Annotated in this window: 7 protein-coding genes and 2 pseudogenes; 6 read left to right on the top strand and 3 right to left on the bottom strand. The window is 60.0% G+C overall.

Annotated elements, in window-relative coordinates; translation table 11 throughout:
- Positions 1–351 precede the first annotated feature (351 nt).
- A complete protein-coding gene (locus tag I6F38_RS16960; protein WP_225161140.1) occupies positions 352–1,302 on the top strand; it encodes an oxygenase MpaB family protein in 951 nt (316 codons plus the stop codon).
- 467 nt (positions 1,303–1,769) lie between these two features.
- Here I6F38_RS16960 and I6F38_RS16955 read toward each other — a convergent pair whose 3' ends face one another.
- Complete coding sequence (locus tag I6F38_RS16955) at positions 1,770–2,066, bottom strand: hypothetical protein (protein WP_225161139.1); 297 nt, start codon at positions 2,064–2,066, stop codon at positions 1,770–1,772.
- A gap of 293 nt (positions 2,067–2,359) precedes the next feature.
- Here I6F38_RS16955 and groES point away from each other — a divergent pair, with 293 nt between their 5' ends.
- The 5 genes and pseudogenes from groES to I6F38_RS16925 form a co-directional block, all read left to right on the top strand.
- Complete coding sequence (gene groES, locus I6F38_RS16950) at positions 2,360–2,674, top strand: co-chaperone GroES (RefSeq protein ID WP_212061794.1); 315 nt, start codon at positions 2,360–2,362, stop codon at positions 2,672–2,674.
- A 69-nt stretch (positions 2,675–2,743) separates the two neighbouring features.
- The gene (gene groL / locus I6F38_RS16945; RefSeq protein ID WP_225161138.1) at positions 2,744–4,384 is read left to right on the top strand and encodes a chaperonin GroEL; all 1,641 of its coding nucleotides are present in this window, start codon (positions 2,744–2,746) and stop codon (positions 4,382–4,384) included.
- Between the two features lie 411 nt (positions 4,385–4,795).
- A complete protein-coding gene (locus tag I6F38_RS16940) occupies positions 4,796–5,215 on the top strand; it encodes a phasin family protein (protein WP_225161137.1) in 420 nt (139 codons plus the stop codon).
- Positions 5,216–8,735: 3,520 nt separating this feature from the next.
- On the top strand, positions 8,736–9,902 hold the full coding sequence (locus tag I6F38_RS16930; RefSeq protein ID WP_225161136.1) for an amino acid aminotransferase: 1,167 nt from the start codon (positions 8,736–8,738) through the stop codon (positions 9,900–9,902).
- A gap of 208 nt (positions 9,903–10,110) precedes the next feature.
- Positions 10,111–10,284: pseudogene (locus I6F38_RS16925) on the top strand (IS630 family transposase); the annotation flags it as partial.
- 17 nt (positions 10,285–10,301) lie between these two features.
- On the opposite strand, the pseudogene I6F38_RS16920 reads toward I6F38_RS16925, so the two are convergent.
- Positions 10,302–10,430 (bottom strand): annotated as a pseudogene (locus tag I6F38_RS16920) (hypothetical protein); the annotation flags it as partial.
- Positions 10,431–10,528: 98 nt separating this feature from the next.
- Complete coding sequence (locus tag I6F38_RS16915; RefSeq protein ID WP_225161135.1) at positions 10,529–15,037, bottom strand: Ulp1 family isopeptidase; 4,509 nt, start codon at positions 15,035–15,037, stop codon at positions 10,529–10,531.
- Between the last annotated feature and the right edge of the window lie 358 nt (positions 15,038–15,395).

Here is a 15,395-nt window from a genome sequence, read left to right as displayed (position 1 = left end):
TTACCAGCACCGGTCACGAGCGTTACTCGCGTTTCGTTTCGAGAGTTTTTGAATCGCAGAACAAGATACTCTGAACGACAGCCCTGCAGAGTGAGCTCGTTCGATCGAAACAATACGCTTTCGAGAGGGAGTATGAAAGACGGCGGCGGGGCAGTTTCTTCAGCAAACGGTGCCGTAGCAGCCGCTGCACCCGGCTCAGTTTTACCCGCATGGGGTGCGACCAGATGTCAGGTCCCCGTATTCCGCGTGGGTGGACATCATGCGACAACGTTGAGAGAGCTATGGCTTGCTGAATTGCGATAGACTGCACGGACCAGTGGAAGGCCCCTGTCTGCTTCGGAAGGTACGCATTTGGTCTCCGAAAGCGACCTTGAGCTCGCTCTTGATTTCGTCCGGGCTCGGGCCGCCGGACCGGTCGAGGGCATTTTTGGTCCAGGGTCGATGACCTGGCGGATCGACCGAGAAGCCATCACCTTTTTGGGCGCCGGTCGTGCTTTGCTGCTTCAGCTGGCGCATCCCTGGGTCGCCGCCGCCGTGGCCGAGCACTCGCGAACCTTCGCGGATCCGATCGGTCGCTTCCATCGAACCTTTGATGTAGTGTTTACGATGGTGTTCGGCTCGCTCGATGCGGCCCTTACCGCCGCCCGGCACCTGCACCACCGCCATACCATGATCTTCGGCCGCCTGCCCGAAGCAATCGGTCCGTTCGAGAGCGGCTCTCCCTACCGCGCTAACGAGGTCGCAGCGTTGCGCTGGGTTCACGCGACCCTCGTCGACACCGCTCTGGCCGTCCACGACCTGATCCTGCCCCCGTTCACGGTCGAAGAGCGCGAGCGCTATTGGGCCGAGAGCCGGCTGTTTGGAGCATTGTTCGGGCTGACGTCGAGCGACTTGCCGGCGGATTGGGACGCGTTCGCCGCCTACACCGCGGCGGTGATGCAATCGGATACATTGTCCGTCAGCACCACCGCGCGCGAGGTGGCCCGACAGATCTTCGCCGGCGGGCGACCATGGTTGCGGCCGCCGCGCTGGTATCAAATCCTGAGTGCCGAGCTGCTACCGGACCGGTTGCGCACCGGCTTCGGATTTGCCTTTGACCAGCGCGACAGGACGGCCGCAGGGCGTGCCGTTGCACGAATACATCGCATCTATCCCAAAATACCGACGCAGCTTCGCTACGTCGGCCCCTACCAGGAAGCTCAAGCGCGACTGCAGGGAACGCCGCAGCTGGGCTGGACAACGCGGTGCCTGAACAGGGCCTGGATAGGACGCCCTAAGTTGGAAGAGCGCTGGAACAGGTGAAGCAGTCCGGTACAGCCGCGGACGTAGCGGCGATCCTTTTATACCGCGATCGCGGTCCTGCACGACCGGACCAGGAGCTCGAGTTCGGCGGAACGCGGCTGGACAGGCCGACGCTGCCCCACCCGCCTATGTTGTCACCTCCCGCAACAGAACTCGCCATGCCGGTCGACCGTCGCCGTTTCCGGGTCAACTTTTACGTCGACGGGACGGAGGAACAGGCTGCACTGTTTTATGAGTTCTTGGTCAAAAGACACGTCCCTACAGACCACTTGCTCCGGTCGATCGACAGGTTTGTGAACTCCCGCCGCCTCTTAGGCCTCCCCTACGGCCGACGAGCGTCGCTTCAAAGAATGCGTCGTTTGCACCAGTAAATCGGCCTCCCGGCTGTCGCCTCGGGTCACGAGCGGCGGTAGAGGACCGCACACGGAGAAGTCCGGTCCTCCCGCGACAACCGACACGCGAAAGACTTACGTATCAGATTCTATTTTCACCAAAACTTCCCCGGCGATGATTTCGGGGTCTCCAAGATTAAGGTCATGCAGGCTTGCTTGAACGAAATCGAGCACTTTATCGTTCGCAGCATTGGCGCTTTCGCGGTCCTCGAATATCATCACAGCGACACCGACGCCATCGCCCCCATCCAATACGTAATAAGATCTGAATCCGGGCGATTCTCTTAGGATCTGACCGATGCCGCTTTTGGCGCGGCGAGCAGCATCCGCAACCGAACGAACCTTGGTGTACTTTCGAATGAAGATGTACATCAGCCACCCATGCGTCTCAGTCCCAACCGGCACATCAAAGCATATTGGGCCTGTACTGGACTAGGACCAACTTCCGCGTTGGTGCGTCGATTTAGTATGGCGCAGCCACGTCCGATCTCCCCCAAAAACAGCCGCGCCAAAGTGAGGGGCACGGTTCAGACACCAAGGGCGAACAGGCGACATGGGTCGAAGCCCTTGCGCCGGAGTGTCACAGACTTATGTGAGAAGCGGTGAGCACTCGCTCATTGCGACTGCCAACCCAGCAATAATCACAAAAAGCCAAGGAGGATCGCATGAAATTCCGTCCGCTTCACGACCGCGTCGTGGTCAAGCGTATCGACGCCGAAGAGAAGACTGCCGGCGGCATCATCATTCCGGACAGTGCCAAGGAAAAGCCCTCGCAGGGCGAAGTCATCGCCGTTGGCCCGGGCGGCCGCGATGAAGCCGGCAAGCTGATCCCCATCGATGTCAAGGTCGGCGACCGTGTCCTGTTCGGCAAATGGTCGGGCACCGAGGTCAAGATCGACGGCGAGGAGCTTCTGATCATGAAGGAGAGCGACATCATGGGTGTTCTCACCGGCGTCGCCGGCTCCAAGAAGGCGGCCTAACGCTGACCGCCGCAAACGCTCGTCCCTGCCTCGCAGGTGAGAGACGAATTTCAATTCAAGGAGGAAAATATGTCAGCTAAAGAGGTCAAACTGGGCGTCGATGCCCGCGATCGCATGCTGCGTGGCGTGGACATCCTCGCCAACGCGGTGAAGGTCACCCTCGGTCCGAAGGGCCGCAACGTGGTGCTAGAGAAGTCGTTCGGCGCGCCCCGCATCACCAAGGACGGCGTTGCCGTCGCCAAGGAGATCGAGCTCGAGGACAAGTTCGAGAACATGGGCGCCCAGATGGTGCGGGAGGTGGCGTCGAAGGCGGCGGATGCTGCCGGCGACGGCACCACTACCGCGACCGTGCTGGCTGCGGCGATCGTCCGTGAAGGCGCCAAATCGGTTGCCGCCGGCATGAACCCAATGGACCTGAAGCGCGGTATCGATCTCGCGGTCGAAGCCGTCGTTGCGGACCTCCAGAAGAACTCGAAGAAGGTCACCTCAAACGAGGAGATCGCCCAGGTCGGCACCATTTCGGCCAACGGCGATGCCGAGATCGGCAAGTTCCTCGCCGACGCCATGAAGAAGGTCGGCAACGAGGGCGTGATTACGGTCGAGGAAGCCAAGTCGCTCGAGACCGAGCTCGACGTCGTCGAGGGCATGCAGTTCGACCGCGGCTACATCTCGCCCTACTTCGTCACCAACGCCGACAAGATGCGCGTTGAGATGGACGACGCCTACATCCTGATATACGAGAAGAAGCTCTCCTCGCTGAACGAGCTGCTGCCGCTGCTCGAGGCCGTGGTGCAGACCGGCAAGCCGCTGGTCATCGTCGCCGAGGACGTCGAAGGCGAAGCCCTCGCCACCCTCGTCGTCAACCGCCTGCGTGGCGGCCTGAAGGTCGCGGCCGTCAAGGCTCCGGGCTTCGGCGATCGCCGCAAGGCCATGCTGCAGGACATCGCGATCCTGACCGGCGGCCAGGCCATCTCGGAAGACCTCGGCATCAAGCTCGAGAACGTCACGCTGCAGATGCTCGGTCGCGCCAAGAAGGTGATGATCGACAAGGAGAACACCACGATCGTCAACGGAAGTGGCAAGAAGGCCGACATCGACGCCCGCGTTGCCCAGATCAAGGCGCAGATCGAGGAGACCACCTCGGACTACGACCGTGAGAAGCTGCAGGAGCGTCTTGCCAAGCTCGCAGGCGGCGTCGCGGTGATCCGCGTCGGCGGCGCGACCGAGGTCGAAGTGAAGGAGCGCAAGGATCGCGTTGATGACGCGATGCACGCGACCCGCGCGGCCGTCGAGGAAGGCATCCTGCCGGGCGGCGGCGTCGCCCTGCTCCGTGCCTCCGAGCACCTCAAGGGCATCCGCACCAAGAACGACGACCAGAAGACCGGGGTCGAGATCGTGCGCAAGGCGCTGTCGGCTCCGGCCCGCCAAATCGCGATCAACGCGGGCGAGGATGGTTCCGTCATCGTCGGCAAGATCTTGGAGAAGGATCAGTACGCGTTCGGCTTCGACAGTCAGACCGGCGAGTACGTCAATCTCGTCAGCAAGGGCATCATCGATCCGACCAAGGTCGTGCGCACCGCGATCCAGAACGCCGCCTCGGTTGCCGCGCTCCTGATCACCACGGAAGCGATGGTTGCCGAGCTGCCGAAGAAGAACGCCGGCGGCCCCGCGATGCCTCCGGGCGGCGGCATGGGCGGCATGGACTTCTAAAGTCCGCGCTCAAGCGATCCAAGAAATGCAAAACCCCGGCAGCGATGCCAGGGTTTTTGCTTGCGCGCAAACTGCCCGAGGTCCTCTGCGTAGCGCAGCCAATGCCGATGATGCTTCGGCACAACCTCACGCCGATACAGGAGCCTTCCGCTGCTCACAGCACGCATGTTATGCACAACACTCTCCATAAATATACGTTGGCTTGATTTGACAATTTCAAAAAATTGTCCGCGAGAGTCGCAAACCGAACCGACAGTCGCGCCTTCGTCCCGCAGAGTAGTGTCGGGGCGGGATCGAAGCTCACCCGAAACTCAGAATCGAACACGGAGCGTCAGCGCTGTCGTGACGCATGCAAGCGTTGCGAGGAATGCTTTCGCGCGAGAAGGGGACTGCGCCTTGAGTGAAAGTGAAATGAAAGTCACGATGAACGGCACGAACATCTTCGGAATGCCGTTGTTGGGTTTACCGAAGATCGCATTGCCCGGAGTGGTTGGCGATCTAACTGTGGAGAGCTTTGCTCGCGCGCGCACAGCCTCTGAACAGATGACCGAGGCGTTGAGCGAAACGTACTCGCGCAACGCGGGCGTCGCGACCGATTACGGGCTCAAGGTGCTCGAAATCTCTCACGCCAATACCGCCTTCGCGTTCGATTTGCTCGCCCATCTGCTTGGCAGCGGGTCGGCGTCCGAGGTCTTGACCTTGTCCACCGAGCGAGCCCGCAAGGCCTTCGACCAGAACAAGGAATTGTGGGAGCTCGGCCAGAGGCTTGCGACAGACATGCGCGGGCAAGTCAAGAAGCACGTCGACAGGGCTCTCCATCACGCCGCCTGAGGAAGGACGGCAGGCCGGCTGGCACAGGAGGCTTACGGCTCCGCGCCGGCTCTAAACCTTGATATAGTTGAACATAAGGTCGGTTGATCGCTACAATTGTTTTCGCGTCTTCCTTGACCCCACTTGGCTGACGCACCTTCCAAGTTGACGGCCCTGGCTTGCCCCGCCGGGGCCGTTTTCTTTGAGTCCGTCCGGGCGCGACAGCGGCAAAAAAGCCGTGCGACGCGCCCGCGATGTTCAGCTTCATTCCGCGTATCGCCCAGCGCGACATCGAATTGGGCGGCGTGCTGATCCCGAAGAATTTCGCCAGCGCGAACCGGACGACGTGGCCGAAGCGGTGCGTGGCGACGGTCCCGCAGGCGCTGCACGCCGCCGTGAGGCTCTCGGCGAACAACGCGCGCAACTTCCCGCCAATCTGCCCCCCTCAGCATCGGCGTCAAGTAGCCGCACCCGATGGCTCAATGTCATCGACAGTCAGATCGAGTAGCGGTTGCCGCACTGAAAAGTCTCCCATGCAGCTTTAGCGCCAGCGATGTCGATCATTGTGGTTGCAAGAGTATCCATCAAGCGCGTTCAATCGAACGGAACAGCATGGCGCTTTGTACGAAACGTGCCGATTTGAAGCCGGGAGAGCCCACTCGGGTAAGAAGCGAGATAGTTCGTTCGTCGCGTACCGTGCTAGTGAGTACGAAGCCCTCAATGTTGCCATTGTGTCAGCGCGCATAGGTCACACCTCAATTCGTGCAGGATCAATCGGGTCGAGATCGCGTAGGCCATGGTGGAAAGGCTGGTAACGCACTATTTTTCAAGATGTCCCCGTTGCGGGAATAGCGGCTCTGACGATGCTATTCATAAATGTCCGAACCGCGGAACAGTTTTTTGCGAAGAATGCGGAAAGTCGCGGCTCGGAGACGTGTGTCCGTACTGTGATGATGGCTTCGCGCCAGAAGTCGGGCAAATAAGATAGAGCGCGATTCTGCAACTGCCCTTTGATCGAGGTGAAACGCGAATGCGCCATCGTGGCCAAGAGGATGGCGACCAGCCTAGGCTTACTTCTCAAAAGTGAAGACCACAGAACTTGGGCATCGGGAAGCTATTGAGTGCGCCGCGCGCCGTTGATCAGCAGCTTGACCTCAACATCAAGGGCGCAGCTAGCACCTAGGCGAGCGGCCCTGCCGTGCAGAGAGCACAACAGGGCCGCCGCCAAGGCAGCAGCACCAAGGGCAACGGCACTGCGAAGTCCACTTAGCCTGCAAGAAGTAAATATACACGGAATCGACTGCTCTAAGGTTGATCTTGATAGCGCAGGCGTATCGTTGGAACTTCTCAGAGAAGACTCGATCCCGTTGAGCCAGATGTATCTACGTACGATCTGTACCGTATTTGCTTGAGCCGATGCTGCAGGATCTGATACCCATCATACAAGTCGCGTTCGCGCGAGGTATTTCGTGCATATCTAGCATCTTCCGACGTCTCGCGGCCGATCTTTTCGAGCGGATGATGTGAAGATGAAAGAAGTACCCGCACCTCACATTTAGTATGACGAGCAAGCCACCGGGCAAGAGCAATTCAAGAAGGTCTTTGATATTATCTTTGAAGAGGTCTTGAGGAGGTGACGTCATTCAACACCAACCGATCTACTCCCATAGAGGAGCATTGGTTTACCCGCGCTCGATGAGGCACTCAAACGTCGGCTGCGGGAGATTTACCGCACGCCCGATCCGGCGGCATTGCTGGCACAGACGCGGGGCGCTCAAAATGAGCTGGTAAGCGTGATCAGCGGACTGGAAAGCTAACGATGGCTGTCGCGCCGGTGCAAAGCTGACTTGGCGAGCTTTGCCCGCGAGCTCGGCGATGGTTGGAAACAGGGTGAGCAGCGAAGTACTCATCGGCGCCGCTACGTGCGGCGCAAACCTGTGCCACGTCGGCCATCGATGCTCGCCCCCTACATTCCCATCATCGAGGAATGGCTCGCCGGCGCTCCGCACTTGTCCGCGGTCGATCTTCTCTCCCGCCTGCAAGCGCATGCGCCCGGTCGGTTCGGCCGCCATCAGCGGCGTACGGTGCAGCGATTGGTGAAGAACTGGCGATCAAAGGCCGCTCGACAGCTCATCAGCAGCACAGAGATCAAACTATCGGTCCAACTTCGTCTCTTGCTATCTAATCCCGACAGGTTCTTTCGCGGAATCACCGCAAGCCGCTCGCTCCGGCGCTCTGGAGGCCGCGCTTCGCGAGCGACTTGCTCCGATTTGCGGCACGCGATCCAGAAGACATCAGGGTGCGCTTCGGTAACATTCTCATCTGAGGCAATATGAGGGAGCAGTTCCGGATGGCGTTTGACACCCCGGCTTTGCTTTTGGAGGGCACTCTGGGCTATCGCAAGTTCGGTGATTACGAGGAGGCGCAACCTCCGCGAAATGAAATCTAAAACGCGAACGGCACTTCTTCTAAGATGCCGTGGCTAGTTACGCGGCGATCAGGGATTGAAGTGTGCAACAAATCGATTCTTGCAATCGATCGAGTGCAACGTACTGATACTGGCACCGTGCATGCCAGTGGCGGAAAGCCTACGCCTCCTTTGTGGGGAGCTGCAGGCGCTTGCAGTGCTGTGACCCAACTGTCGAAGAGCGTCGGTACGGGAAATCCGTACGCCACGTTCTGGAAACCGGGGGCCGGACGCCTCCGGTGACCCGGTGCTGGTGGCAAGAGTTCCCCAGCGTACTCACCCGTGGCACTGCGCAGTTAACGACGAAAACCAGTCTACTCCTATCGGCTAAATCCGTCTGCCCGTCAGCTTCTGGAAAGCTGAGCGCGCCACACCATGAAAGCGCGGATGCCTAGACGGCGATGCCGCCCAGTGAACGCAGTGGACGCGCACCTTTCGGGGTACTCGATGCTCGACCGGAAGCGTGCTTGGCACCATTTTGGCCGTAGCTCGGAGGCCGGCGCTCAACGCGAGCCTTTGAAATAGTTCTCCGCAGGTCGCAACACGAACGACCTTCGTCGAACGAGGGCTCGAGCGGCTCCGTCATTTGAGAGGATAGACAGCATGGATTTCAACCCAATGGACCCAGCGAACACGAGCCCACGGCCCGACGCACCACGGTTCTCCGATTGAGCGGGCTTTGAGCATGAGCCGAGCGCATTGCAGGCGCTGGCCGAAGCCCCCGATTACGACCAGGATCGGATTTGGCAGGAGATCGCACCCGCGCCATCGCGGGCAGAGCCATCTCGAGCTGCGGAAGCTTCCGATTTCGGCAGCGATTCGATCTGGCAACACCTTGAACCCGAACGGATGCGTTATGGGCCATCGCGACCCCGCCCGTCGCGAGCCGGGCCGTCGTCGTGCGGGCGCTGGGCGGCCAGAACTCGAAAACTTCGTCCTGCAAAACGGACGTCGCGCCAAGGAGTACTTGCGCGACTACGACGCGTGACTTTGCGCCGCGACTCTCTGACTTCTGAACGCAGCCAACCATCCGGTCAAATGCGGCCGGTTTCCGCTCGATCAAGAAAGCCGACAATGTTTGAAACACTAAGCCGTAGAGCCAACGATCCCCTGCTTGCGCTGATTGGGCTCTTTGACGCAGATCCCCGACCAGACAAGATCGACCTTGGGGTCGGCGTCTATCGCGACGAGGCCGGCCATTCGCCGATCTTTCGTGCCGTAAAGGCTGCGGAGCATCTGATTTGCGAGACCCAGAACACTAAGGCGTACGTGGCGCCGGAGGGTGATCAAACATTCCTTGATCTTTTGTGGTCGTTGGTTGGCGGGCATACGCCAACCATCCACGCCTCTGGTGTGCAGACACCCGGTGGCTCGGGTGCTTTGCGGCTCGCTGCCGATCTGATTCGCGGGACCGGAACGGGTAAGATCTGGCTAGGTCAACCGAGTTGGCCGAATCATGCAGGAATTTTCTCGGGTGCCGGTCTCCCGGTCGAGACTTATCCATTCTTTGATGTTGCCTCGCAGACCATTCTAGTTGACAGCATGATGAATGCACTACAACAGGCCGAGCCCGGCGACGCAGTTTTGCTCCATGCTTGTTGTCACAACCCGAGCGGCGCTGTGCTGACGGCGGACGACTGGCGTCGGATCACCGCGATGATCGCTGAGCGCGGACTTACGCCGTTGATTGATCTTGCCTATCAGGGTTTCGGTGCCGGGCTCGACGAAGACGTCGCCGCGCTTCGTTCGATAATTTCTGCCGTTCCAGAGGCGCTTATCACGGTGTCCTGCTCGAAATCATTTGGACTGTATCGCGAGCGTACGGGCGCGGTGTTTGCGGTCGCGTCTTTGCAATCAGCTTCAGAGATTGCTCGGTCCAATCTTGTTGCTATCGCCCGCGCCAGCTACTCAATGCCGCCCGATCACGGCGCCGCAATCGTGAAGACCATCCTCAACTCCCCCGAACTATGCCGGGACTGGCGTGAAGAGTTGGAATCGATGCGTCATCGCCTCCTCGCGTTGCGCAAATCTTTCGCCGACGCATTGGGAGGAAGATGGTCGAATGCCGTCGCCATCGGCTCGCAAGAGGGCATGTTTTCCATTCTGCCCCTCTCTCAGACCGAGGTGCTGAAACTAAGGGAAAAGCACGGCATTTACATGCCGACATCAGGCCGCATCAACGTCGCCGGCTTGAAGCGCACCGATGTGGCGCGTGTCGCAAGCGCGATCAAGGGGCTGTGAGTTCCGCACTGGGACATGGACCTTGATAGAGGCCTCAGACCGCCGTCAAAGGTTCGATTCCCTACTGGCCCGCCTGCCAGATCATCCCCTCCAGGCGTATCCGCGAACTCCTGCCTTTGAACTGGCGCCCTCAGAGCATCGCTCACGCCGCCTAATCGCAATCGGCGATCCGCCCAAAGCGACCTGACCAGGGCCCTCGCCGATGCGTACGCCTGACTTCAATCCGATCGAGAATTCCTTCGCCAAGCTCAAAGCGCTCTTGCGTCAAGCCGCAAAACGAACCGTCGAAGGCCTCTGGAGCGCGATTGGTGGCATCATTGATCGCTTCACAGCAACCGAATGTCGCAACTACTTCATCGCCGCAGGATACGCTGTAACATGATCGGCGAATGCTTTAGCTTGCGCCGCGGTCTCCTCCACGTTGGCGAGCTTCAGCTCGAGCTGCTCCAGCAATGCGCGTCGCTCGGAGGACTGTCCGAACTGCTCGTGGCGGAGCTTCTTGATCGTGAGTTTGAGCTTCTCGATCAGCAAGGCCCCCTGGGCTTCGGCTTCCGCGGCCAAACAGGCGGCTCGCTTGGGCGAGCCCCCCGGTGTAGTGTCCGGGAGAGCCACTCCAGCCAGCTCCATTAGCCCAAGCCGGGATGAGCCAGTCGAATCTGGAGGGACCGCCGATTGGCGACGAGGTTGTCAAGGTGCAGCGGCTCGTGCGCTGGCCGCTCTCCTTGGGCCAATCGTCGAACCAGCGCCCGCGTGCCGTCCACCACAAAGACGCCGCAATCATAGCTGTTCCGCTGCTGGGCCATGCTGGGTGACTCCAGGCGGGCACGCAGCCGTCGTGCGAGCTGCGCTGCCGCCTCGTGGTTGTGTCCCCGGACAGAGTCGTAGTGATAGGCAACCGGCTCTCCTTGCGTGTGGCAATCAAGGAGCAGCAGTGACCAATGCGTGCCGGGGCGATTAGGATCCATAGCGTCGTTCACTGGCAGGAACAGGAAGTCGGGACCATTACCATTTGGATCGTAGCCGATGCGCTTCAACGCGCGGCGCATGTCGGGCTCGGCGCCGAAGCGCAGTTGATAGTGAGCTGTCAGGGGGTCTACGAACTGCATCTGGGCGGCGAGTTCCGGACGGCCCCGCCGCAACTCCTCCGCCAGGAGCTCGTAATCCCTGTGGATATGCTTATCGCCCAGCCATTCCTTGGCACCGAGCTCTAGTCCACTGCGGCCGTAGGAGGAGGCTGTCGGATCCATAGCCCCGATTTGAGCACCGGCGGATGTGCGCGGGAAAGGCGCAGAACGAGCATCATCACGCAGCTCCGGCAGCGTGGGCGGATTTAGATCAATCACCTGCGGTCTGGGCGCATCCCGACCAACAAATGATACAGAACCAGCGTAGGTGTCTGAGCGAACCCTGGCAGGATCGGCTGGCGCAAGGTGAGCATCGTCGCGCAACTCGGACGGCGGTGGCGCATTCAGATCAACAAATGGCTCAAGACCAGCGTAGGTGTCTGAACGAACCCTGGCAGGATCGGCTGGCGCAAAGTGAGCATCGTCGCGCAACTCGGACGGCGTTGGCGCATTCAGATCAACAAATGGCTCAAGACCAGCGTAGGTGTCTGAGCGAACCCTGGCAGGATCGGCTGCCGCAAAGTGAGCATCGTCCCGCAACTCGGACGGCGTTGGCGCATTCAGATCAACAAATGGCTCAAGACCAGCGTAGGTGTCTGAGCGAACCCTGGCAGGATCGGCTGGCGCAAAGTGAGCATCGTCGCGCAACTCGGAGGGCGTTGGCGCATTCAGATCAGCAAATGGCTCAAGACCAGCGTAGGTGTCTGAGCGAACCCTGGCAGGATCGGCTGGCGCAAAATGAGCATCTTCGCGCAACTCGGACGGCGGTGGCGCATTCAGATCAACAAATGGCTCAAGCCTGCCCTTAGCATTTGACGCGGGCCAGGATGGTGATCCTGGTTCTTGCAGCTTTTCACTCAACCAAACCCAAGCTCCAGCGCTTAGGCTGGCCGGCGTTGAGGGAAGATCCTGCGAAGAGCCGGAAAACCGATCGCCCTGCACGGCCGGCGAGCTCGGCTGCTCAGGGCCTGGCAGCCCCAGCTCTCGGTTCGCCTCGATGAGTGTCAAATAGCTGCGAAGATGCGACAAATCGGGACCGTGTACTCTGCCTCCAGTCCGTTGGAATGCTACCACGTCATTGTCGAGGGATACCTGCTCCCTGCTGGAGCCGTTTAGCCGCCCGATGATGCTCCCTTTGCCATTCCCTCTCAGCCACGCACTCAGCGCACGAAGACGCCTCGCCCGCTGTTGCGCAGACTGCCTCAGCTTCGCAGTCGGAGTTTTAAGATCTTCCAGAGCTTGGCTCAGCGCGCCCTCGATGAGGGGCGCATCTTCTGGATGAGGAACTAGGCGACGGGGGGCACCGAGGACGCGGGGTTCGGGTGCGTCCACGTCTTCACCCCCACGCAGCAGCCGCCGGAGATGATCCAGAGCCGATCTAATGCGGTTCTGGGGGTCACGGCCCAAGCTCCTGTACTTCGCTAATTCCTCATCGAGCGATGAACCGTCTCGCAGCCGAGAAGCTACAGGGCCCCTATGACTTGCGTTGACCCAGCGGACAAAAGTCCCAAGCCCGGAAACACTGTTGTTGATGGCCCCTGGGGTGAGCTTGCGCCCCTCGGCGTCTACACGAAACCTCGCCAAGAGCTCCGCGTCTTCGGCCGGAAGCTGCTCGCCGATCAGTTCGTCCGGCGACGAGACCGGAGCTTGCCTCTGCGATGGTGACGTCGCTAGTTGATGGGATGAGGTCTGCATCAGCTGCCGCTCAACCGCGTCGCCCTGCGGAGGCGGCGAGGAGCCGGGTCCATCCATCGTCTCCAAAAGCAGATCCTGCTGGTTCGCAGGCAGAGTCTCCGGCCAGCTGACAGCTTCGTTCGACCCGCTGTGCTGCGCAGTCGCGGTGAGGGTCGGCTTCGTCTCGGCGCGAACCGCGTCTTCGAGATCAGGAAGGAGGCGAATATGACGCAGGAGTTCGATCGCTCGAGCACCCGCCGGCGACCTCAGGAGATGAGCCAGTGCGGCTCCGGCTTTTCTGCGGCCATGGGGGTCCGCCTCCTTATACCGACTGACATCTTCATCCAGCGAGTCGTGGCCAAGCCGGGCAGCAATGCTGGGCTTATCGTTTTCACGGAGGTAATCACTGAAATCGATAAGAAGAGTTGCATAGCTCCTGGCGGTGTTGGCGGTGCTTGGAGGTGCTTCTTCCTTGTAGCTTTTGATGAGATCCGCATCCTGGGGATAGGGATTCCGCTCAACCCGGCTTGCAAACGGCGTGATGCCGCCCGGCGATTGGGAGGCTCGAAGATGATCCAGTGGGGTAGCAATGGCCTGCTCCTCCTTCTCGGCAAACTCCTGGGCATCCTTGTCCAGCGAGCTGTCGTAAAGCCGGGAAGCAATGCCCAGCTTGTCGTTCTTCACGAGCCAATGCCCCAAGCTGAGAAGACCACGTAGATTGCGACCGATCGTGCTCTCGGAGGCCCCAGCTTTGATGAGTGCCGGCCTCAGCCCCTCAATAAGAGAGGCATCTTCGCAGTAAACAGGATCTAGGCTGCTACCTGCGAAAACCAATTTTGCGTGGCCGGGCGGTAGCGCCGAGGCATTCAGCATCGTTCCACCGCCTTGACCGTGCGGAGGCGGCGGAGATGGGTGCCCACTCGACCGCATGATGGGAATCTGCTCGCCTGGCATGAGGATGGTGCGGTAACGTTCATCCGTCAGCTCGTCGTCCTGGTGGCGCCAGTTCACGGGATCAGGGGACTCTGTAGGATTCAATGCCGAGCCATGCCGCGGTGGCTGAAGACACGACGATGCAGCGGCTTCGTCGACCGTCCCAAAGAATAAATCTCGATCATCCCCCTCAGCGAGTGCCGCTGGCCAACTGAAGGCGGGCTGCGACCCGCCCTGCTTAGCCGCGGCTTCAATGCTCCCTGCCCGGGCAGTGATTGACGCGACTCCGCCCGGCGACTGAGAGGCGCGGAGACGATCTAGTGCCGTAAGAACGAGGTGCCTCCGACTTTGATCGAAGATCGCAGCGTCGCTGTTGAGCGATTCGTCGTTAAGCCGAGCAGCCACTCCCGGCTCGTTTTTTGCAAAGAGCCACTGGCTGAATCTGCGAAGAGGACGAACATAATTCGTCTTAACGGTGATCTCCTCGTACCCCGCCTTAACGAGTGCTTCTTGAAGTCCGGAAATCAAGGGCTCGTCTTCGGGATGAAAAGGCGGACCGTTGAGTTTTCTCGCTCCATTACGCAGATGATCAAGTGCCGCGCCGATACTTTTGCTACCCCCAGCGTCCTTGTAGCGCTTGATCTCTTCATCGAGCGGTTCGTCCTCGTTCCATTTCTCGTCCTGAAGCCGAGCAGCAATGCCAGGCTTGTTGTTTGCACGAAGGTAGTGGCTGAAATCCGTGAGAATGGATGCATAGGTTTTGGCGGTACTTGAAGTTCCGGCCGCCACTGCTTGCTGTCTGTATTCTTTGATGAGAAGTCCGTCCTTGGGATAAGGAGTGAGGTCAGGGCGGCCTGCGATCGGTACGCCTCCCTCCGTCAATTGAGAGGTCCGCAGATGAGCTAGTGCCCAACGCACGTTCGCCGTCCCACCTTTGGTTATGAACTCCTCGACATCCTTGTCCATCGACTCGTCATGAAGCCGATCAGCAATGCCCGGCTTGTCCTTTGCAAAGAGCCAGCGGCTCAAGCTGAGCAGATAACCGACGTAGCTCGTGGCGGTGCTCTCGGCGGCTCCAAGGAGCGCCTGCTTAAGACCGGAAATAAGGCGAGCATCCTTAGCATAAAGCGGATCCTTGCTGCGACCTACCAAGACCCAATTTGACTGAACGGTCTGGAGCGCTGCCGCGCCCGGCACCGCCTCATCCTTTGCGGCATTCGCCTCAGATCGCGATGCCTCCGCTTGATGGGCGCGGACCTGCATGAGCACAGGAGCGGACGGGACAGCGATCTCGCTCAGCTGCTGCTCAAAGGCCGCCGCATCTGTGGACGGAGCCGGTGAGCTCTCTTGCGGGCCCGCGGTGCCCGATTGTTGACGCACCCAGTTGGTGGATTCGAACTTCATTCGTTCTCACTTTCGGACGATAGGCCAATTTGAAGCCTGAGGTCGGTTGTGATTTGCCACGGAATCGACTCGGCAGCATCGAACCCAGCAGAAAACTATCGTGAACGCCCCAAAATGCCGCGTCGAAGCACTCCGACCGCGCGCTTCAGTCTTCTTGCAGCGATCGCCAGCTATGATCGCCTCTGGAAACCCTGCTCTATGTGCGATATCTGTCGAGAACCTGACGTGGAGCCGCCGACTTCCTGCAGCGGACACGCAGGCTGCCCCCATGGCCGGAAATCGATAAGGAACCTCCCGAAGAACGGTTCTGTGGGCGTTCTTGAGCCTTCTTGTATGATCGTGCCCCGTGGCGTGGTGT

The sequence above is a fragment of the Bradyrhizobium sp. BRP56 genome (genome assembly GCF_020194035.1).
Lineage (GTDB): Bacteria > Pseudomonadota > Alphaproteobacteria > Rhizobiales > Xanthobacteraceae > Bradyrhizobium > Bradyrhizobium australafricanum.
Note: the sequence above shows the minus strand (reverse complement) of the source record. Positions and strands in the feature narration are given on the sequence as shown.

Excerpts from the sequence above, each read along its gene's own strand:
- I6F38_RS16955 (WP_225161139.1), bottom strand. The coding sequence starts at position 2,066 with ATGTACATCTTCATTCGAAAGTACACCAAGGTTCGTTCGGTTGCGGAT.
- groES (WP_212061794.1), top strand. The coding sequence starts at position 2,360 with ATGAAATTCCGTCCGCTTCACGACCGCGTCGTGGTCAAGCGTATCGAC.
- groL (WP_225161138.1), top strand. The coding sequence starts at position 2,744 with ATGTCAGCTAAAGAGGTCAAACTGGGCGTCGATGCCCGCGATCGCATG.
- I6F38_RS16940 (WP_225161137.1), top strand. The coding sequence starts at position 4,796 with ATGAAAGTCACGATGAACGGCACGAACATCTTCGGAATGCCGTTGTTG.
- I6F38_RS16930 (WP_225161136.1), top strand. The coding sequence starts at position 8,736 with ATGTTTGAAACACTAAGCCGTAGAGCCAACGATCCCCTGCTTGCGCTG.
- I6F38_RS16915 (WP_225161135.1), bottom strand. The coding sequence starts at position 15,037 with ATGAAGTTCGAATCCACCAACTGGGTGCGTCAACAATCGGGCACCGCG.